Annotated in this window: 17 protein-coding genes and 1 tRNA gene; 7 read left to right on the top strand and 11 right to left on the bottom strand. The window is 39.8% G+C overall.

Going from position 1 to position 18,991, the window contains the following annotated elements; all coding sequences use genetic code 11:
• The first annotated feature begins 182 nt into the window (after positions 1-182).
• Positions 183-848: a lipoyl(octanoyl) transferase LipB gene (lipB, locus tag ACM0OW_RS02550; RefSeq protein WP_414548474.1), complete on the top strand. Its 666-nt coding sequence runs from the start codon at positions 183-185 to the stop codon at positions 846-848.
• A gap of 205 nt (positions 849-1,053) precedes the next feature.
• On the opposite strand, the gene ACM0OW_RS02555 is transcribed toward lipB, so the two are convergent.
• The gene (locus ACM0OW_RS02555; RefSeq protein ID WP_414548475.1) at positions 1,054-1,683 is read right to left on the bottom strand and encodes a Uma2 family endonuclease; all 630 of its coding nucleotides are present in this window, start codon (positions 1,681-1,683) and stop codon (positions 1,054-1,056) included.
• A 329-nt stretch (positions 1,684-2,012) separates the two neighbouring features.
• Between ACM0OW_RS02555 and ACM0OW_RS02560 the strand changes: the two genes are divergently transcribed.
• Positions 2,013-2,234 (top strand): hypothetical protein, encoded by a 222-nt coding sequence (locus tag ACM0OW_RS02560; protein ID WP_414548476.1) that lies wholly within the window; start codon positions 2,013-2,015, stop codon positions 2,232-2,234.
• Positions 2,234-2,446 carry a hypothetical protein gene (locus ACM0OW_RS02565; RefSeq protein WP_414548477.1) on the top strand — a complete coding sequence of 71 codons (213 nt, stop codon included), beginning with the start codon at positions 2,234-2,236 and terminating at the stop codon, positions 2,444-2,446. The genes ACM0OW_RS02560 and ACM0OW_RS02565 overlap by 1 nt, the downstream gene beginning before the upstream one ends.
• A 467-nt stretch (positions 2,447-2,913) precedes the next feature.
• Here ACM0OW_RS02565 and ACM0OW_RS02570 read toward each other — a convergent pair.
• A tRNA-Cys gene (locus ACM0OW_RS02570) sits at positions 2,914-2,985 on the bottom strand.
• Positions 2,986-3,359: 374 nt separating this feature from the next.
• Between ACM0OW_RS02570 and cpdA the strand changes: the two genes are divergently transcribed.
• A complete protein-coding gene (gene cpdA, locus ACM0OW_RS02575) occupies positions 3,360-4,157 on the top strand; it encodes a 3',5'-cyclic-AMP phosphodiesterase (RefSeq protein ID WP_414548478.1) in 798 nt (265 codons plus the stop codon).
• Position 4,158: 1 nt separating this feature from the next.
• On the opposite strand, the gene ACM0OW_RS02580 is transcribed toward cpdA, so the two are convergent.
• Positions 4,159-4,764 (bottom strand): chromophore lyase CpcT/CpeT, encoded by a 606-nt coding sequence (locus tag ACM0OW_RS02580; protein ID WP_414548479.1) that lies wholly within the window; start codon positions 4,762-4,764, stop codon positions 4,159-4,161.
• 144 nt (positions 4,765-4,908) lie between these two features.
• On the opposite strand from ACM0OW_RS02580, the gene ACM0OW_RS02585 reads away from it, so the two are divergent.
• The 3 genes from ACM0OW_RS02585 (at position 4,909) to ACM0OW_RS02595 (ending at position 8,366) form a co-directional block, all read left to right on the top strand.
• A complete protein-coding gene (locus tag ACM0OW_RS02585; RefSeq protein WP_414548480.1) occupies positions 4,909-6,123 on the top strand; it encodes a tetratricopeptide repeat protein in 1,215 nt (404 codons plus the stop codon).
• A 259-nt stretch (positions 6,124-6,382) separates the two neighbouring features.
• On the top strand, positions 6,383-7,501 hold the full coding sequence (locus tag ACM0OW_RS02590) for an iron-containing redox enzyme family protein (protein ID WP_414548827.1): 1,119 nt from the start codon (positions 6,383-6,385) through the stop codon (positions 7,499-7,501).
• A 169-nt stretch (positions 7,502-7,670) separates the two neighbouring features.
• A complete protein-coding gene (locus tag ACM0OW_RS02595) occupies positions 7,671-8,366 on the top strand; it encodes an SAM-dependent methyltransferase (RefSeq protein ID WP_414548481.1) in 696 nt (231 codons plus the stop codon).
• 429 nt (positions 8,367-8,795) lie between these two features.
• Here ACM0OW_RS02595 and ACM0OW_RS02600 read toward each other — a convergent pair whose 3' ends face one another.
• The 8 genes from ACM0OW_RS02600 to ACM0OW_RS02635 all read right to left on the bottom strand — a co-directional run bounded on the left by ACM0OW_RS02600 (position 8,796) and on the right by ACM0OW_RS02635 (position 18,290).
• Entirely contained in the window at positions 8,796-10,058 is a 1,263-nt protein-coding gene (locus ACM0OW_RS02600; RefSeq protein ID WP_414548482.1) for a glycosyltransferase, read from the bottom strand.
• Positions 10,059-10,135: 77 nt separating this feature from the next.
• Complete coding sequence (locus ACM0OW_RS02605; RefSeq protein WP_414548483.1) at positions 10,136-11,398, bottom strand: glycosyltransferase; 1,263 nt, start codon at positions 11,396-11,398, stop codon at positions 10,136-10,138.
• A gap of 98 nt (positions 11,399-11,496) precedes the next feature.
• Positions 11,497-12,756 (bottom strand): glycosyltransferase, encoded by a 1,260-nt coding sequence (locus ACM0OW_RS02610; RefSeq protein WP_414548484.1) that lies wholly within the window; start codon positions 12,754-12,756, stop codon positions 11,497-11,499.
• Positions 12,757-12,968: 212 nt separating this feature from the next.
• Positions 12,969-13,442 carry a DUF2141 domain-containing protein gene (locus ACM0OW_RS02615; RefSeq protein WP_414548485.1) on the bottom strand — a complete coding sequence of 158 codons (474 nt, stop codon included), beginning with the start codon at positions 13,440-13,442 and terminating at the stop codon, positions 12,969-12,971.
• Between the two features lie 57 nt (positions 13,443-13,499).
• Positions 13,500-14,486, bottom strand: coding sequence for a glycosyltransferase family 2 protein (locus ACM0OW_RS02620; protein WP_414548486.1), 987 nt, complete (start codon positions 14,484-14,486; stop codon positions 13,500-13,502).
• A 41-nt stretch (positions 14,487-14,527) separates the two neighbouring features.
• Positions 14,528-15,517 (bottom strand): NAD-dependent epimerase/dehydratase family protein, encoded by a 990-nt coding sequence (locus ACM0OW_RS02625; RefSeq protein ID WP_414548487.1) that lies wholly within the window; start codon positions 15,515-15,517, stop codon positions 14,528-14,530.
• A gap of 219 nt (positions 15,518-15,736) precedes the next feature.
• Positions 15,737-16,915: an ABC transporter permease DevC gene (gene devC, locus ACM0OW_RS02630; protein ID WP_414548488.1), complete on the bottom strand. Its 1,179-nt coding sequence runs from the start codon at positions 16,913-16,915 to the stop codon at positions 15,737-15,739.
• 166 nt (positions 16,916-17,081) lie between these two features.
• On the bottom strand, positions 17,082-18,290 hold the full coding sequence (locus tag ACM0OW_RS02635; RefSeq protein ID WP_414548489.1) for an ABC exporter membrane fusion protein: 1,209 nt from the start codon (positions 18,288-18,290) through the stop codon (positions 17,082-17,084).
• Positions 18,291-18,991 lie beyond the last annotated feature (701 nt).

Genomic DNA, 18,991 nt, shown 5'->3' on the forward strand with positions numbered 1-18,991 from the left:
GATGCTTGTTGCAGAGATTTCCTCCTAACACCTTTGAGGTTATATATTCAACTTAGCATTTTGTATTCTAGAATGCAGCTGACTTTGGCGTTCCTTTAAAATCCTTTGCATTGCTTGACATTTCTTGACCCAAAAGCTGTAAATTGAAATATATTTGGTCAATAAACCCGTTGTTTTTTGGCATGACCCGTAGTACCGAAACAGATTACAGACGTTGTTTGTTATTTAACGCCGGATTGATGCCTTATGTAGATGCGCTTTTATGGCAGCGATCGCTTCTCCAGGAGCGCATTCATCAAGCTAGTCTGGATGATGTGTTAATATTGCTGGAGCATCCGCCTGTCTATACTTGGGGACAAGGCAGCAACCCTGAATTTCTCAAAGACCTAGATCAAAGTAAGTTCGATGTTCACAGAGTTGAACGTGGTGGCGAAGTTACTTACCATTGCCCTGGTCAAGTTGTGGGGTATCCTATTTTAAATCTGCAATATTATCGTAAAGACCTGCATTGGTATTTACGGCAACTAGAAGAGGTATTAATTCGAGTATTGGCAGTTTATGGGTTGACAGGCGATCGCCTCCCCGGTTTTACTGGTGTTTGGCTAGAAGGGCGAAAAGTTGCCGCTATCGGGATTAAAGTCAGCCGTTGGATTACTATGCACGGGTTTGCATTCAATGTTTGTCCAGATATGTCAGGCTTTAAACAGATTATTCCCTGTGGTATTGCTGATAAACCTGTAGCCAGTTTAGCCGAATGGATTCCCGGTATTACCTGCGAAGAGGTACGTGTTAATATAGCCCAGTCTTTTTCTGAAGTGTTCGGGGTGGAATTAATTGAGTCAATCTGAAAGCTCTGATTTAAGTAGGCCGGTGTGAAAATCTGAATGTATGTCATTGCGAATGGAACGTTCGCGTAGCGTGGCTTTAGCCATAGTGAAATGAAGCAATCGCAACGGTTTTGTCGATTTTACATTCTGTTACATAGTAAAACTAGCCCTGGCGACTAGAAGTCGCGGCTATACAGACAAAACCCGCCTGCGCGGGTTAAAAACCTTAATAATTTTCACTCAAAAACTTCCTTAACCACCTGATAGCCTCACTTGTGGTTTGCTCATTTGCAATTGGGAGGCATTGCTGTACAATTTCTCTAACTTGAGGAAAATAGCTGCTTTCTGTAATTACGTAATTTTCACCCTGCAATCTATAAACTAATAACTGCTTATTCTTTAATAGCCAAACCTCTGGCACTTTATAAGGAAGATAGTCATCAATATTGGTATAGCTAGTAACATCTACTTCAATTACTAAATCTGGTGGCGGGTCATTCTGCCATTCGATGCGGTTTTTACCTACTACGGATCTCCAATTTTCAATATAAAAGCAATAGTCCGGCTCAATGCCACTAACTTGAGGCTTGCTCATGGTGATGGGTGTAAATGAGTCGTATCTTTGCTCCAAATGATCAAGTAAAACCTTAGCAATATCTGCCAGCAAGCTTGCATCTCTTCCATGCTCTGGTAGCGGTGCCATTAACAAAATCTCTCCGGGTCGATACTTGAGCCGAGGAAAGGTGCGATTTCCTAGTTGCTGACTCAGTAGTTGATAATCCTGCCAAGATCCCAACATCCTGACAACTGTTCCAGGTGGTAACTCGATTCTTTCAGGTGTAATTACAGTGTGCATATTTGTCTACTTTGAGGAACTCATGATTCTCAAGGAGTTGGTTGGAAACCTACCGACGATAGTAGAACGACCTGTATTAAGTTGTAAGTTAGACGATTCTTAATAAAGCTTATTTAGCCCTGGTTAGAGCCGGGGCTTTTTTCTTTGTCTATTTTAGCATAGTCAAGCTTCAGAGGAATAATCACAGTTTTGAAAAGTATCAATAAGCTGTAACTCTTCCTAATATCGAACAGCCGCATAAAATAATCCCCTGAGAAAGTTTAATACAGGGGTTTACAGGTAAAGATATGTGAAGTTATAGTTACTACATACAACTTAAAACCTGGAAAATGTCGAATAATGACGTTCTTGCGTTGATTGCAGCCCATTTTGGTAAGTCTTCTTATCAACTGAAAGAGGAAATCCAAACAATAGTAAACCTCAAGCGTCAAGAAGATATGCGGAAAAATCCAGTCAAATGTTTTGCCTGTGGGAGTTTAGAGCTTACCAAATCAGGTACAGTTGTAACTTGTAAAACGTGTGGTCACGCATGGACAGATTATTTAAACTGATGCAAGTTGACCTAATGACGCTGTTAGCTGCTTATAGTGGATACTTACCCCCCGATGTGGCAGAAAAGGTAGTTCAGAAGTATCAGCAAGAGATTCAGAAAGGGGGGAGTTGTGTTTGTTGTGGTACTAACAACAACTTTCAAGTTAGTACAAAAGTTTACTGTAGAACGTGTGGATACACTTGGGAAAATGATTCTAATCATGAATCCTGAAATACCCATATAACCTCAAGAATCCAAGGCAGCAAGTAACATCACTGGTTAGTCCTTAGCTGTACTAAATCCTTTGGCTTTTTAAAGTTATCGCATAGCATCAGTAGCCCGGATAGTTGGTACTGATGCTTAATCATATCCATGTCTGACAATACACCTATGTACATAGGCGGTTAGGTTGTGGTAATCCTGTCTTCTGATCAACACATAACTACCTGATTATCACCAACAGTCCCCATGCAGCAGATAACAGACTGGATGGAATAGCTACAGCTACCAACTGAAGACAGTCGGGAAACCTGGATGATTAAGTAATCGAATCAGATGTACCAAGTCAGATGAACTGGACAGGATAAAGCATATCCATACAGCAGATAACATCACTGACTATCTTTTTGGCTACTCGTTTGGCTACTGGATTGTTGGTTTCGAGGGAATCTAGGGGACTAGAATCGCTGAAACCCTGAAGGCGACACCCGGATTTGAACCGGGGGATGGAGGTTTTGCAGACCTCTGCCTTACCACTTGGCTATGTCGCCGCGATCGCTCTCACGATTCCTAATCATAGCACAACTCATCGAAATTCACACCCTGGGTCTGAGGAAATTTTGCCTCATCTCAGCGAATTTAGTGGTTAATAGCATTTTCATATTCCCGACGATGGCAAGGTTGAATGAAGATTTTGGGGGATAGTGTGAGGAATTGATGAATTTTTGCCCAGGATGGGTGACGTAAAATACAAAAAAAAATACAATTTCACTCTTAAGATAGATGAAAATTCGCCTGTTTTAAGAGATTGAGTGTTTTTTTATGCTTTTTAGCTCTATGATGACATCAAATTTAGTATGAACTTGGTCAGCTACCTTCCCGGATAAGAATCAGATGTTAAGTTGCACATATCGCCATCAGTGAAATGAAACAAGTCTCTCCTATCTCAATTGCTCAGGTAACAGATACACATCTGTTTGCTTCGGAAAATCACGAAATGCTGGGAATGCCTACTATACAGTCTTTTCAAGCAGTTGTGGAAAGGTTGAAGCAGCTAAGAACTGAAGTTGATTTACTTCTGCTAACGGGAGATTTGTCTGGTGATGGTAAGCCTGATTCCTATGATAATCTCCAAAATCTGGTAAATCCACTCCAAATACCTGCTTACTGGATTCCGGGGAATCATGACTGTGCGATCGCAATGGATGACATATTAAATATGGGGATGGTTTCCCGGCGCAAGTCTTTTCATCGTGGTGGTTGGAATTTTATCTTACTCGATTCTTCGGTTCCTGGTTGTCTACATGGTTATCTCTCAGGTAAAACTCTCGATTGGCTGGACTCTGAATTAAAAATCCTGGGTGATTATCCCACTTTAGTAGCTTTACATCACCCACCTTTTCCCGTAAATTCGGCGTGGTTAGATAGCAGCACTCTGAAAAATCCTCAAGAATTTTTTGCTGTTCTCGACCGTCATCCCCAAGTCAAGTTAGTTTTGTTTGGTCACATCCATCAAGAATTTCAACGCCAGCGTCACCAAGTCCACTACCTCAGCACCCCGTCAACTGGGCTTCAGTTTCGCTCAAAAAGTCCCACGTTGATGATTGACCCCAAATACCCAGGTTTTCGCTTGTTGAAGCTATACCCCAATGGAATGTGGGAAACTTCCGTGGAACGAGTTCCTTATTGTCATCCATTGGAGTTAGCCGCTAAAGCATCCTAAATTATCTTACTTTTGACAGCGAAATTACTTCATCAGCAAAACTTTGGCGACGCAAAAACTGAAATGCTCCAGCAACAGACCCCCAAATATGTTCATTTGTCTCTAAATCACGTCCTCGGTCAAGACTGATAAATCTCTCCTCACTAATCTCAAATTCACTATCTAAATAGGTTTTTTGCCCTTTCCGAAAGACAATACAGCCTTTTCCGGGTTCTACCTTACCTTTGAAGCTGTTACCAGCCCACTCTACAGTCATGTTACATCCTGGTAACTTTTCTAAGCGATCGCTCGTTAAAGTTTTCAGGAGTTGGAGGTTACGGGATGCGCCATAGAAGTTTTCTTCTTGCTTCACAGTATAGTTTTCGATTTCAATCCTATCCCCTGCATTAACCAACTTCAAAACCCGCACGCGATAAGGGTCATTCAGCATATAATCATAAGCCTGTTCCACAAACAAACTGATTCCTGACAGCACCTCTAGGGGTAGAGGACGCATACACACGCGAATATGAGCAAAAAAAGGTGGGTTTTCAAAAGCTTGTGCTTGATTGCTAAAATCAGCCGCCATCCAGCGAGCTAAGGTTGTAATATCCATAGAATTAGTCATGACATTTAAATTCTCTGGATTTATTGTAAAGCTTGGCCGTGGGGAGAATTATCGATTTTTGATGCGTCACACAAATTGGCAGTTAAAATCTTTGGGTATGCTAGTCATCACCTATGCCCTATTTCCATATCAGGTAAAGTAACCATGCTCAGGCGCTTATGTATTATTATTAGTATCGCTGTTTTTTGTCAGGTTAACAGTTCGTTAACCCTAGCACAGACTAAGAAGCCGCAACAGCCGACTAAATTTGCTCCTAATCCCCTAGAAATTACCAGACCCGATCCCCTGTTACCGCCTTTGATTGATAAACAGCAGTTAACCCTCCCAGAACTGCAAAGCTTGGAGAGGGCGTTGGATGAGTTGAATCAGGAAGCTGCGGCTAAATTGCAAGCAGGTGATCAGGAAGCAGCGTTTGAGATTTGGAACCGGGAAGCCCGTTTGCGGCGGTATTTGGGTTCATTGGCTCAAGTGCAAACATTATCACGCTTTGGGGCGATCGCTTGGAGTCGAAATGCTAGTGAACAGGTAAGATTTATTACACAGCGATTGCAAACTATTCAAAAGCAAGCACAAAAACAAAAAACTCTTGACTTAGATTTAATGCGATCGCTTGGTGAAGCATATCAAAGTGTGCGATCGCCTCAACTAGCTTTAGCAGTTTATGACCAAATTTTAACAGCAGTCCAACAAAAACAGGATGCAGTGGCAGTAGTGCAAACTCTGACAACAATGGGCGAACTGCATTTAAGTTGGTTTGATTATCCTCAAGCAGCAGCCAGCTATGAGAGATTATTGAATTTAACTGCTACCCAGAGCGATAGAACTAGTCAATTAGCATACCTGCAACAGCTACGTTATATATACCAGCAGACAAAACAAGTCCAACCAGCCGTAGATGTTCTCAAGAGAATAGCAGAAATTTATGAACAGGAAGATAATCTGATTAAAATTCCCGAATTAAAATTAGCCATTGGCTCAAATTATGAAATCTTAGCCCAGGAAAATCCTAGTTTACTCAAAGAAGCATTTAACAACTATCAAGAAGCTTATCTTATGGGGATGCGATCGCGCCAATATGCCCGTGCTGCGGAAGCATTGCAAAAGTTAATTGCCTTATATCGTACCCAAGAACAAATAGACGAAGCTTTGCAAACTAGCCAAATTTTAATAGAGACACAAAAGCAAGCCGTCAACTATTATGGCATGATGCAAGCTTATGATCAAATTGGGCAACTGTATCTAGAACGTCAAGAATATCCCCAAGCACTCGTAGCATTTCAACAAGGATTAGAACTTGCTCAACAACTCAAACATGAGGAAACATATTTTACTCAGCAAATTGAGAAAGTTTCAAAGTAATTCGTAATTGAATCCTGCCGATGTCTACCACTTGTGTTTGCTTTCTTTGACAAAATCAATCCTCTAGAGGGTGAGTGTGGGATTAGAAAAGATAAAACCCCCCAGAATTTAGCCTTCTGGGATTAAATTGCTGTTAACTCTATCTAAACTTAATTTTTCTTTATAACCAAAGAAAGAGGTAGACAAAGCTACAAATGTGGAATTTTAGATATTAGAGATGAAACTAGTTTGACCTTTAGGCAAAGTCATCTAATATTCCATACAAAGCAATTTAATTATGTTCCCTAAAGCTGGGGTTGTAGAAAAGAGTACGCAAACACAAGAAAGGATAATTACCATATATAACCGCGCTGAACAGCAATTTATCGCACTGCTGGCTACAGACGATTTGGACAATATCCTGGATATAGAAGCGGCGAAAGTTACTGAGTTTGAGCGAATAATCTCGATAGCAATTTCTGCTGCTTATGAAAACGGCTGTGGTGATTGGGAAGCTCATCGTTTTCTCCAGCGAATACTTTATCAAATTAATCGGCTAAAGCTATTTTGGTATGATAATCTGCGGAATTACAGCAATGAGCGATCGCTTTACTTATGCTCATGTCGTCACCAAATTGAAGCTGCTTGGCAAAACTGGGAACTGGCGCAAATCGATGTGGCAGCACTACAAGAATTGGATGTTAAACAAGCTTTAATTAAGCGTACATCTGCTGATTTAGAGCCACCACTGTCAGAAGATAGTCGCTATATCCGAGAACAGATGACTGAATTTGGTTATCGTCACTTGTTAGCGATCGCTTCTTTTGATGGTTTGGTGGAAGGTAGTCGTCTGTCCAGAATTTTAGGTGGTGTCGCTAATGAAATCCAGTGTACGCTTGTGCGGGTATTACTAGAAGAATATGGCAATGGTCGCCTATCCCGTAAACACTCTACATTTTTTGCCCAAATGCTGGATGAGTTGGGGATGAATAGCAAACCAGAGGGGTATTTTGATTTAGTACCGTGGGAAGTCTTAGCTTGTGCTAATCATAACTTTTTGCTGACTGAGCGCAAACGCGATTTTTTGCGTTATTGCGGTGGGTTAACTTATTTTGAGGTAGCCGGGCCTGGGGCTTATAAAAATTATCTCGCAGCAGCCCAACGACTGAGATTGTCAGAAGCAGCTATGGGTTATTGGGAACTGCACATCAGAGAAGATGAACGCCACGGACAATGGATGTTGGATGATGTGGCTTTGCCTTTAGCCGAACTATATCCTCATAATGCCTGGGAACTGATACTTGGGTATGATCAGGAAAAATTAATGAGCGATCGCGCAGCTAAAGCTATTGTGCAATCAATACACCAAGCCGAATCAATAGCTATACCCAAAGGATAAATTTCCCCAAATTGCACATTATTTTCTAGAATTTTTCATTTAGCATATCTACCTTATCTAGATTTTAATTCGCATCTAGATGAGTTTTATTAATGCCAAATTGCTCTGATCAAAGTAGAAAATAATTGATTTATATGCAGATTATACAATACTTTTGCAATGAATTCACATGAAAGATATATTTTTTTGTCCTGAAGAATCTAATTTTTACTCAAACTGTTTAGAAACCTTTGTTTTGAAAAACTGTAGTCATTCTGACTCTATTGTAGAATTCGGATCAGGAGATGGCAGCCCCATGATTAATTCATTACTTAAGACTAAATTTGATGCTGTCATACATGGATTTGAATTAAATACCTCTGCATGGAAATTGGCAAATTCTAAAATTGATGAATATAACCTCGCTCATAAATATAAAATTTATAATTCATGTTTATTTAATTCTTCTAAACCCCAAGCTGAATATCTGGTAGCAAATCCACCTTATCTTCCTGCGTCAGATCCAGATATTTATATGCCGCTATTATTTGGAGGCGTAGATGGAGCAACAGTTACAAATAATCTGTTGTCATTAGGATATAAAAATGTACTACTTTTAGTATCTAGCTTTTCTAATCCCATAAGTACAATCAAAAGAGCCGAAGAAAAGAACTATTTCGTGCAAAAATTCATGGTTTTACCTTTGAGATTTGGCTATTATAGTTCAGAGCCAAAAGTAAAAAAACATATAGAAAGCTTACGTAAAAAGAAAATGGCATTTTGTTCTACAAATTATTACTTTTTAGCTGGCGTTCTCTTTAAAAAATGCCAAGAATCTGCAATTAACTTATCTAATGAATTGGTCAAAGTAATGACGAGTTTGTAAAACTACGATTACATTTATACAACCTCTGGCTTGCATTCCACTCAATTTTGCTTGCTTAAGTCCTGTATGGGTCGATTTAAAAGCCGTTCGTCGGTTTCGTTGACGAACGGCTGCTAAGTCACATGACACCTATAGCATCTTGCCCAATCCATCAGGAATTTTGGGATATTTTTTTATTTAGAAATCCCTAAATAAAATTTTTTGAACTCAATCATCAGGAATTGGGCGAATTTTGTTTTGGACTTAAGTAGGTAGGCACAAATAAACCTAACTATGTAACAAAATGTAAAAACCTCAAAACCCTTGCGTTCGCGGAGCGTGACCGCTTCGGTCTTATGCTTCACTCCGCTACGCTCCGTTCGCAATGACATACCTTGAAATTTTTCCGCCTACCTACTTAGTAAAACTGATGCAATTGTAATAGAAAAATCAAGCAGTTGTTGGCTCTAATTTCTTAACATCTTTAACTAGCTCATAAAGCTTTTCTTCAAATTTCTCTGAACACGCCGACCAATCATATTTAAGTATAGAAGGACGAGCCTGTTCAGCCATTTCTGCTTTAAGTTGAGAATTTGCCAAAATTGCCACCACCTTGTCGGCAAAATCTTGGGGATTATTCGCTTCAGCTAAAAAGCCATTATGCCCAGAAATAACTTGTTCAGCAGTTGAAGGTGCAACCACAGCTACCAAAGGAGTACCGGAAGCCAATGCTTCGTTATTTGTTGTACAGAAGTTTTCAGTTGCAGAAGGATTTACAAATACATCTGCACGAGCGAACCAACCCAAAAGTTCTGTACCGTGAGACTCACCCCACATAGTAATACCTGCAAATTTTTGAGAACGCTGACGCAGTTCTTCATCCAGGGGACCACTACCAATAATCACCAAATGGACATCAGGAATTTTGGCAGCAATTAGCGGGAACATATCTATCAGTTGAGTGACATTTTTTTCCGCCGTAATGCGTCCCACAAATAAGATAGTTGGTCTGTTATCGTCGGGAATGGGGTTGTGGATAATATTTCTAGGGTGAAACTTTTCACAATCAATTCCTTGATAAGGAACATATTCACCCCGTTGACAATTCAGTTCATTGTACTTCAAAAGTTGTGCTTGAGAAGGAAATAAGTTGCGGTCATAAACCTCAGTAGATTGTTTAACTAAAAAGGGAATAATCGGACGCATCAAATTAAAAACATGATTGCCCAAATAGTATTGGATATAGGCAACAATATCAGTGTGGAAAATTGAAATAATTGGAGTCCCAGTTTTTTTCGCGTATTCAACACCAATAGGGCGACCATAACCTTGCAAGAACATTGAATAGAAACCTCGCATTTGCGGTGCTTCTTCTACTACCACAATATCAGGTTGAAATTTTTCTAATAATTTGGTATCACTCCAATGGCGATAATGCAAGGGTTGAGGTAAAGACTTATAAAAAACTAGTGGCTTTGTGGGGAAAGCATAAGCAGAAAAGTTAGGAAAACATTGTAACTCTTCTAGTCCTGGCATCGGACGACTACCAACTTTTTTTGGATACTGGTCGTTAATTTCTGGGTGGACTAAAAAGACTTCATGCCCTTGTTCTAGCAGCCAACGTACCCGTTGGTGAACTGCAACTGAAACCCCCGTTAAAAAAGGAGCATATAATCCTGTAAACAGAGCAATGCGAAGAGGTTGCTTGTTCATATTTTTAGTAATTTTGTGTATTTTGGAGCAAACAAATGGGAGTTTTTATGCTTTTGGCAAAACAACAAACTGCATGATCAATTCAAAGAAATATTAGGCGAAATAGGTTGGTCTAGCGGCTGATAAGGACGATATTCAACTAACCGAATCTTCCAGGGACTTTTGAATTTATAGGTGATACCGCGCCACTTAACTTTTGACATCCAGAGGGAAGAGAGGAACACGAACCCATAAACCCATTGTGTTAAGGGAATTCCAATTAACATTTTGAAAATTGCAGCCAGGGATAATTGTGGACTGGGTTGATGATGAGCGCGAATAACTAGCTGTACTCCTTGCTCTAAGAAAAGTACAATCAACAGTAATGCCACCACATAGCTGCTATAGTAGCTAAGAGATAATGATGCAGCATACCATTGTCCAGTGAGCAAAGCTGCTACAAACAATACAGTCAAAAGCGTAGGACAGAGTATGGTTAAAATGGCATTACCAACCACTGCTAACCAATGGGGGTGATAAAGTCGGCAAAACAAAAGTTGACGCTGCATCCAAGATTTTAATCCAGTTAAATTACACTCTTCTTGATTTAGCATCATCAAAGAAGGTACAAATTTAATCTGTATTTTATGTTTACCTAAAATTTGACGCATCATTGTATCTTCACAGAAAGCTTTTCCCCACTTATCAAGCAATCTTGTTTGATGAATGACTTCTGTTTTAACTGCTAAAGTCCCACCCCAAGGAATACCATATAAATACATCTGCACTACCGCAGATACGTTCCACATATACCGAACTATAGAACCCCAATGGCTAGCTGTCGGGACATACCAACGGTTTCCCGTTGTCGCGCCAATGTGGGGATTAGCTAAAGGAGTGACTAATTCACGCAGCCAATTATCATGAACAATTGTATCAGCATCTACTAATGCGATCGCCTGATAAGAATCATCCAACTCTGTCACAGCTTGGATTAAAGCACTACATTTGAGACTGCAATTTTTACGGATAATTCGCAAAGGGCTAATTTGCACATTAGTCGCGCCATGTTCCTGGATAGTATCAGTAGCAATTGTCCATGCTGGATCTTCCATGCGATCAACGACTAACTTTAAATCATACTGCGCGTAATTCTGATTTAACAGAGCTTTCAAACAATCACTCAAAAACGGATCAGCACCACGGAGGCAAAGAATCACTGCCGTTTTGGGTAACTCTTCATCTGCTAAGAGATATTTTTGGGATGAGGATAGATGCCACAAAAACACTAACATAAAACATACTTGAACAACCAAGGCAACCGTTAAACACCTACATAGGAATATTACCAAGTCGTTCATCTTTTATTCCTACTGTATGGTTGACTGTGAGAGATGAACTAAAGTAAATGGCGAATATTCTTGTCCAGAAGCGATTCATCGCGTCTGATTAATTTACCTCAAAGAGAAATTTTGCTATCGATAGGTTGATCCAACAAATCATAAGGATGGTATTCAACTAATCGGATATTCCAGGCATTTTGTACACGATAAACAATACCGCGCCATTTAACTGTTGACATCCATAATGAAGAGAGTAAAGCCAAGCCATATACCCACTGTGTCAGGGGAATAGCAACGAAGATTTTGGCTATTGTCACTGCTGTTAACTTTGTATTTGGCTGACCATGAGAGCGAATCACTTGACTTACGCCTAACTCTAAAATTAGAGTTACCAAAAGTAATCCCACAGTATAAATGCAATAAGTGGAAAATAATACAACAGCTAAATCCCATTGTGCATCTAACAAAGATAAGATAAACAAAATTATCGCCACAAAAGGAAACAAAATACTAGAAACAGCGTCACCAACTATAGCTAACCAACTGGGATGGTAAAGTCGAGAATACAAGATGAGGCGTTTAAGAGAATCTATTAAGCCCAGCAAATCGCACTCTTCCCGATTGAGCATAATTAAGGAAGGTACAAGCTTAACCCGCATCCCATTTTGCTTCAGGATCTTGTGCATCATAAAATCTTCGCCGAAAGCCTGTTTCCACTTATCTAACAGACCTGTTTGGCGCAGCACGTCTGTTTTGATCGCTAAAGTTCCGCCCCAAGGAACTTGGAAAAGGTACATTTGCACCACAGTAGATATGTTACCGATGTAGCGCACCAATGAACCCCAATAGTTACCTGTAGGGACAAACCAACGGTTCCCCGTCGTCGCGCCCACTTTGGGATCAGCTAAAGGACTAATTAATTCACGTAACCAATTAGCATGAACAATAGTATCACCATCCACTAAAGCGATCGCCTGATAAGAATCATCCAATTCTGAAACAGCTTGCAACAGCGAACTACATTTGAGACTACAATTATGTCTGATAGTCCTCAGAGGGCTGATTTGGACGTTGTTAGCTCCTTTTTCGTTGATAATATCATTGACAATTTGCCAAGCCGGGTCTTCTTGACTATCAACAATCAGCTTTAAATCGTACTCTGGATAATTCTGATTTAATAGCGCCTCCACACAGTTAGGCAAAAACGGATCGGCTCCGCGTAAGCAAAGAATCACAGCCGTTTTGGGTAACTGCTCATCGGCTACTACATTTTCTTGGTTTAACCGCAGGTATAACAGAAAAACCAGCGCTAAACACATTTGAATAGCCAGCCAACTCAGCAGAGACTGATTAATGAATATCGTCAACTCTTTCATATATATTCTTGGGCAAATGTTGCCTTGTGTAATGGCGAGTCGCGATTAAAGATGAGGGAGTCTATGTAGGGGCAGGTTCACTAATATACGCGTTAATGATGAATCATATCTGTAAACCCGCCCCTACTCAATAGACATCTGGTGAAAATAAAATATGCGTGATCACAGAACCCTTGTAGAGAGGTTAAATTTCCCACCAAATGTCTATTGAATCAAGAATCAAGAGAGTATTTCATCAAAATGTTGATTTTGGTATTTTGATTTTTCATCAGCATAAAACTGGCATCATAAAAACTTGGTGTCCCAGTTGCTATTGAGACGGTGGGATTTCTGGAAAGACCAAAACCTTCTTTAGGAATGCCGAGAAAGTCTTTATTGAGTTTGCGATCGCCATTCTGATCATCTACTACCGCAACTGCATAATTTCCCGGTTTTAAACCAGAGAATTTATGAGTCACAGTATTTCCTTGAGGCTGCACACAAGCGCTTTTTAATACATCCTCTGTGTTCATAGGGAATCCCTTCGCACGGGAATAAACTCCCAGACAAATCTGCCCATTTTGGTTGTTGATTCCCTTGACTACAACATTAAGCGTTGCAGTTGGCTCGGCGTTTACAGATTTCACAAAGCTAATGCTCAACAAAGCGGCTAGTAGTACACGGCTAAAATGAGTGAATTTCAACATAGTTTTGTCACTTAAAAACGTGATTGTACTGGCAAATAATTTCCCACGACAATCCCTTTAAGGGATGATTTTCTGTTTATTTAGAAGTGGAGAATGCCAACAACGTTGCCATAGTATTTGAGCCACTTTCAGTAAGTCCTTAATCAACAAATATTCTGTACCATGCAACTGCTGATAAATACTGATATGGCAACGTATGCGCTGGTCAAATCTCAGTTGAAACAGCCAGATAGAAACCATATATTCCCAAACTATTCTCCAATGAGGGAATAATATCTTACCCTTTTTAGCTGAGTCAAACCAAACTGTATAAGCATAGAAATCAGGTAAAATGCTAGAAGTAGATTTCGAGTTATCGTTCGTTAACAGATGATAATTGGGAAAGAACATACTCAATGATTGTTGCGAATGGCTTCTCGCAAAAAACAGGTATTCGGGAATTTCATAAAATTGCCCTAGCAAACCAATTCTTAACAATAAAATTCCATCCGCCGTCCCATAACTACCCATAGGTGGCACTTGTCTGAGAGTGCTAGCACGAATTACTCCGTAAGTTTGATAGCAAAGGTGCTTAGTAAGTAACTGCTGAAAACGCTTGTGAGGGTTTTCTGAATCGGTGTTGAGTTTTATATTGTAGTTTTGCAGAAAATCACCATTTTCATCTATGAAATATACATGAGAATGGCACAAGACAACCTTGGGGTTATTGTCAAGTACATCCACACATTTCATTAGAAAATCTGGAGCGTGTAAATCATCATAAGCTGCCCATTTAAAGTATTTGCCTACAGACAATTCAAAAACACGATTGAAGTTACATGAACAACCGAGATTACTCTGATTGCGGTAGTAACGGATACGTTTGTCTTGAGCAGCATAAGCTCGACAAATTTCTTCAGTCTTATCTGTTGAAGCGTTATCTGAGATGATTAACTCGAAATCGCCAAAAGTCTGACTTAAAAGTGAATCGAGAGCTGCTTTGATAAACTTTTCGCCATTATATACAGGCAAACCGATACTTACTTGCGGCAGATTAGCGCTCATAAAAAAATGCTCAGTAAAATCTCAAGCCGTTTAACTAGCTTTTAAATATCCGTTTTTTTAATCCATTCTTGTGTTAGTCGTAAACCATCTTCTAAGTCAATTTTTGGGTTATAATCTAACAAATTTTGTGCTTTAGCAATGGAATAAGCATAAGGACGACTCATAAAATCTACAGACTCTGGTAGAATGTCTGCTTTTTTACGAAACAGTTTTTGTCCTTGGGCGCGAAGCTTGAGAAATAACTTCATTTCATCTTTAGGTAAAGACATCGGCGCAGCTAAACCTTCCATTGCAGCTAAACGCAGAAAATATTCTTTCCAGGAAGTTTCTTGACCGTCGGTAATGTTAAAAACTTCACCGTAGGTTTCTTTTTCAATTGCTAGAAAAACAGCATCAATCAAGTTATCTACATAAACATGATTCATAACTCCTTTTCCATCATTCGCATAGGCAAATAATTTTTGACGCATCATCAAAATTGGTCGGACAACCCAAGAATTACTACCTGGGCCATAAACATCTCCAGCCCGAAGAATAATCACCCCAAAATCAGAGGGAGAATTCAGGGGTAAAAGTTCTGTTTCGGCTTCTATTTTTGTCTGACAATAGGGATTATTATCACCGGAAAGAGTCCCAGATTCTGTAATACCATCTGCATAATTAAAGCCGTAAACCATCACACTAGAAAGATGGACAAAAGTTTTCACACCCGCATTTTTAGCAGCTTTAGCCATATTGATCGTACCGCCAACATTTACCTCACGAAATTCTTTAATTGCGCCAGCTTCCTGAGCAATTTGAGCCGTATGTAAAACAATATCTACACCCTGACAAGCTTTTTGGGCAATAGTCGCATCAGTAATGTTGCCCACAATTACCTCAATACCCAAATTTTGCGCTGTTTTATTCACATCAGCAGAACTTTGTAGTCCCCGAACTTTCATTCCTTGTGCTATAGCTAATTCGGCGGCACGCAAACCGACAAATTCATCAATACCAGTGATTAAGAGAGTTTTGTTTTGGAGGTTCATAGTCGTATAGTTTATGGGTAAATTAGGTGATTTGAGTTGAATAACAAGTATTAGCTCTGATTTTTTAACTAATACTCATTATCTGTAAGTTTAGTTATCCTTGGCATTTTTGGCTTTTAAATTCATAGCCTACGGGAACGCCAAGGGCGAACTGGCATACTTTTCTAGCAGGTATTTTATGCTTTTAGACCAGTACATATTTATGGGAAATTGGTATATCTAAAAAATATCAGCCGGGTCTGCGGAACGAAGTTTATTGATAGCGAGAGACCCTGATGTTATGCACATTAATACTGCTGATACTAAAACAATAATGGCATTATTAGCAGTCATCATAATTGGTAATTTTGTTACTTCCATCGCAAAACTATATAAGCCTATCGAAAAGATAAAGCCGGGAATATAACCTAATAAAGCCAGGATTAATGCTTGTTGAAAAACTATATTTAATAGGTATCCATTAGCGTATCCAATAGCTTTTAAAGTTGCGTAGGCAATTAATTGATTAGCAATATTGCTGTAAAGAATTTGATAAACAATTACCACACCAACCACAGAGGCCATAGTCAGCATGAGGTTAAGTATAAAACCTATGGGTGTTCTCACAGACCAATACTCTTTCTCGAAATCAATAAAGCCTTGACGAGTAAAAATCTGGATATCATTAGGTAAACTTGCAGCTAATTGTTGCAAAACTTTGTCTGGATTTGCGCCAGCATTCAGGGTAATGACACCAATATCAATCATGTCTGCTGGACGAGTATTAGGATTTATTCTGAGAAAAGTTGAATCACTGACAATTAAATTACCATCTACACCAAAGGAAGGACCTAAGCTGAATAAGCCTCCGACTCTAATCCTGTAACCAATGGGAGCATCAAAGGGAAAGATTTCAATTGTCTGCTCAGTATCCCCATCTGTAAAATTGGCAGCGATAGGGCCAAACTCTGGGCGCGAAATTCGATCAAACAGGACAATATCAGGAATTTTCAATTTGTCTAAATTTTCCGCAACTTCTGGTATATTAAATACGGATTTTCCAGGGTCAAAGCCAATCACATATATTGAATATTTCTCTCCAGTTGCTGGGTTTTTTAATTTGGCAAATTGCAAATATATGGAGCTAACTGACTCTACACCATCAAAACCCAATGTTTGGTATAAACGACTGCGGGAAAAACTTTGAGTTGCGGTCAAAGATTTATATTGGGAACTGACTAAAAATAAGTCACCTCGGAGATTTTGATGCAGTGCAGTAGCACTAGAATAAAGTGCATCTTGAAAGCCAAGTTGGATGAAGGTGAGCAACACAATAAAAGCAATCCCAGCTACAGCCACTAGAAACCTAACTTTTTGTTGGGCTAGCTGTAGCCATGCTAAAGGAATTTTAAAATTCATGGTTTAGTACCATTTGGGATTTTGTTTTGTAGAGACGCGATTTATCGCGTCTGAATATGAGGAACGTTAGCGTAGCGCGCGCGAAGCACATACCGCAAAGTACACAAAGAAGAAGGAAATAAATTTAGTGCAACTATGGCTACGCAAACTATACAAGAAAATGGGATTAGAGTTGAATGGCTACATCTACTTGTAAGTTTGTTAACCGGGCTACCCGTTGACTATCTGCGGGGTCATCAATGCTGATTTTTACTTCAACTATTCTGCGGTCTGTATCTGCTGCGGGATTTAGACTGAAGATGCTTTGTCTATCAACTTGCCAACCTATTGCGCTGACGGTTCCTTGGATTGTACCAGGAAAGGCGTTACTATTAATGGTAGCTTTTTGACCTAAATTGACTTTTTGAATATCGGTTTGATAAACTTCTGCAATTACATACATTTGAGAGATTTTACCTATCTCCGCAAATCCAGCATTGCTAATTACTTCTCCTGTTTTGGCATGAATTTTTAAAATTTGACCGTTTATGGGAGATTTTAGGTAAGTTAATGCTTGGTCTGCTTGTGCTTGTTTGATGGCAGTTACAGCACTATTAACTTCAGTTTGTGCCAATTCCACATCAACAGGACGTACCTCGCTAATACTGTTAAGCCTGGCTTTGGCTTCTTTGAGTTGGTCTTGAAGTGTGTTTTGAGTTCGGTTGAGGTTGGCTTTGGCTTCTGTGAGTTGCTGTTGTGCAGTCTTGAGCTGCAAAGCTTTACTATCCGCTACGGAGGCGGAAACAGCACCGTCTTTGTATAACTGCTGATATCGATTGTTTTCGCTTTGGGCGTTATCTACTTCGGCCTGAATACGGTTGATTGTCGCCTGTTGAGCTGCAACGTCTCCTTTTAATTGTGATTCTAAACGGGCGATCGCAGCTCTTTGGGCGGCAATATCTCCAGATTTAGCTCCAGACTTGACTTGTGCTAGTCTAGCTTTAGCAATTTCCAGTTTATCTAAAGCCTGTTGCAAGGCGGCTGTGGAGCGAGCATAATTTTCTAGATATGCCAATACTTGCCCAGCTTTAACTTCTTCTCCTTCCTTCACCAAGGTTTTTTCTACCCGCACACCGTTAACTGAATTGGGTGCAGACAAATTAGTAACTTCACCGTTAGGTTGCAAACGTCCCAAAGCTGTCACTGCAAGTTTAGCCGGAGTAGCTGTAGCCTTTGGCAAATTCTGTGCGGGTGTTTGAACTGGAGTGCTAAATCGATTTTGTGAAAGGCTGTAAAAAGTTACTAATCCAGTCGCTAAAGTGATAGAAGCTGCCAAAATTATTCGCCACCGACCGAGGGGTTTTGTGAGTAACTGGCGTTCTTTGTTTGCTGCCATATTTTTATTCCAATTGTGCTATGCCAGGAGACAGCCTAAGATGGCTATATTATTTGAATGCAATAGACTCATCTGCAAATTAACCCAGAGGAATTTTTCTCTCTGGTTGTACTTTCAGTAAATTGAGAGGTCTAATTAGTTCTATATAAATTGTTGTACGCTTGTACAGTTATCAGCTACCAGTTACCAGTTAAGAGACATAATTGGGTTTAGTTCTTCCAGCATAAGTCTTGTTCGCTGTTCACTGATTGAATGGTGATGGTACTGCAAATCTTCCTTAGTTTTATCCTAATTTGACACTGAATCAAGTAGTGTAAAATACAATCTGGCTAGGATGAAAAGCTAAATCTTAAAATGGTCGAAGCGCTGAGAAAATTAATTATGGAAAAGTTGAATTAGCTTGTTTCTCAGTATTGCAAATATTGCTGATCTTGTCAATCTGGTGTTGCTTGGTGTCAGAAGAGGCAGGGGAGTGAAGAAGCCGGGGAGCAAGGAGCAAGAGGGAGTTAGAAATTACTTTCAACTTCCTTACTTACATCAGTTTTCATGTATTTGAACGACATTTGTCTTACGGGGGCAAGGCCTTGCGCCCGTACCGCGTGGTCTATTTACCTGAAAATACCTGTAATAACCTTTCCTCTTCTCCCCTGCACCCTGCCCCCCTGCCTCATTGACTCGCCAATGAGTATACTGATGCAATA

This window comes from Anabaena sp. CCY 0017, from assembly GCF_963920885.1.
Taxonomy (GTDB): Bacteria; Cyanobacteriota; Cyanobacteriia; order Cyanobacteriales; family Nostocaceae; genus Nodularia.

Coding starts and splice junctions, on each gene's coding strand:
- ACM0OW_RS02565 (WP_414548477.1), top strand. CDS start 2,234: ATGCAAGTTGACCTAATGACGCTGTTAGCTGCTTATAGTGGATACTTA.
- ACM0OW_RS02610 (WP_414548484.1), bottom strand. CDS start 12,756: ATGAAAGAGTTGACGATATTCATTAATCAGTCTCTGCTGAGTTGGCTG.
- ACM0OW_RS02635 (WP_414548489.1), bottom strand. CDS start 18,290: ATGGCAGCAAACAAAGAACGCCAGTTACTCACAAAACCCCTCGGTCGG.
- ACM0OW_RS02555 (WP_414548475.1), bottom strand. CDS start 1,683: ATGCACACTGTAATTACACCTGAAAGAATCGAGTTACCACCTGGAACA.
- ACM0OW_RS02620 (WP_414548486.1), bottom strand. CDS start 14,486: ATGAGCGCTAATCTGCCGCAAGTAAGTATCGGTTTGCCTGTATATAAT.
- ACM0OW_RS02600 (WP_414548482.1), bottom strand. CDS start 10,058: ATGAACAAGCAACCTCTTCGCATTGCTCTGTTTACAGGATTATATGCT.
- ACM0OW_RS02580 (WP_414548479.1), bottom strand. CDS start 4,764: ATGACTAATTCTATGGATATTACAACCTTAGCTCGCTGGATGGCGGCT.
- devC (WP_414548488.1), bottom strand. CDS start 16,915: ATGAATTTTAAAATTCCTTTAGCATGGCTACAGCTAGCCCAACAAAAA.
- ACM0OW_RS02625 (WP_414548487.1), bottom strand. CDS start 15,517: ATGAACCTCCAAAACAAAACTCTCTTAATCACTGGTATTGATGAATTT.
- ACM0OW_RS02585 (WP_414548480.1), top strand. CDS start 4,909: ATGCTCAGGCGCTTATGTATTATTATTAGTATCGCTGTTTTTTGTCAG.
- cpdA (WP_414548478.1), top strand. CDS start 3,360: ATGAAACAAGTCTCTCCTATCTCAATTGCTCAGGTAACAGATACACAT.
- ACM0OW_RS02605 (WP_414548483.1), bottom strand. CDS start 11,398: ATGAACGACTTGGTAATATTCCTATGTAGGTGTTTAACGGTTGCCTTG.
- ACM0OW_RS02615 (WP_414548485.1), bottom strand. CDS start 13,442: ATGTTGAAATTCACTCATTTTAGCCGTGTACTACTAGCCGCTTTGTTG.
- ACM0OW_RS02595 (WP_414548481.1), top strand. CDS start 7,671: ATGAAAGATATATTTTTTTGTCCTGAAGAATCTAATTTTTACTCAAAC.
- ACM0OW_RS02560 (WP_414548476.1), top strand. CDS start 2,013: ATGTCGAATAATGACGTTCTTGCGTTGATTGCAGCCCATTTTGGTAAG.
- lipB (WP_414548474.1), top strand. CDS start 183: ATGACCCGTAGTACCGAAACAGATTACAGACGTTGTTTGTTATTTAAC.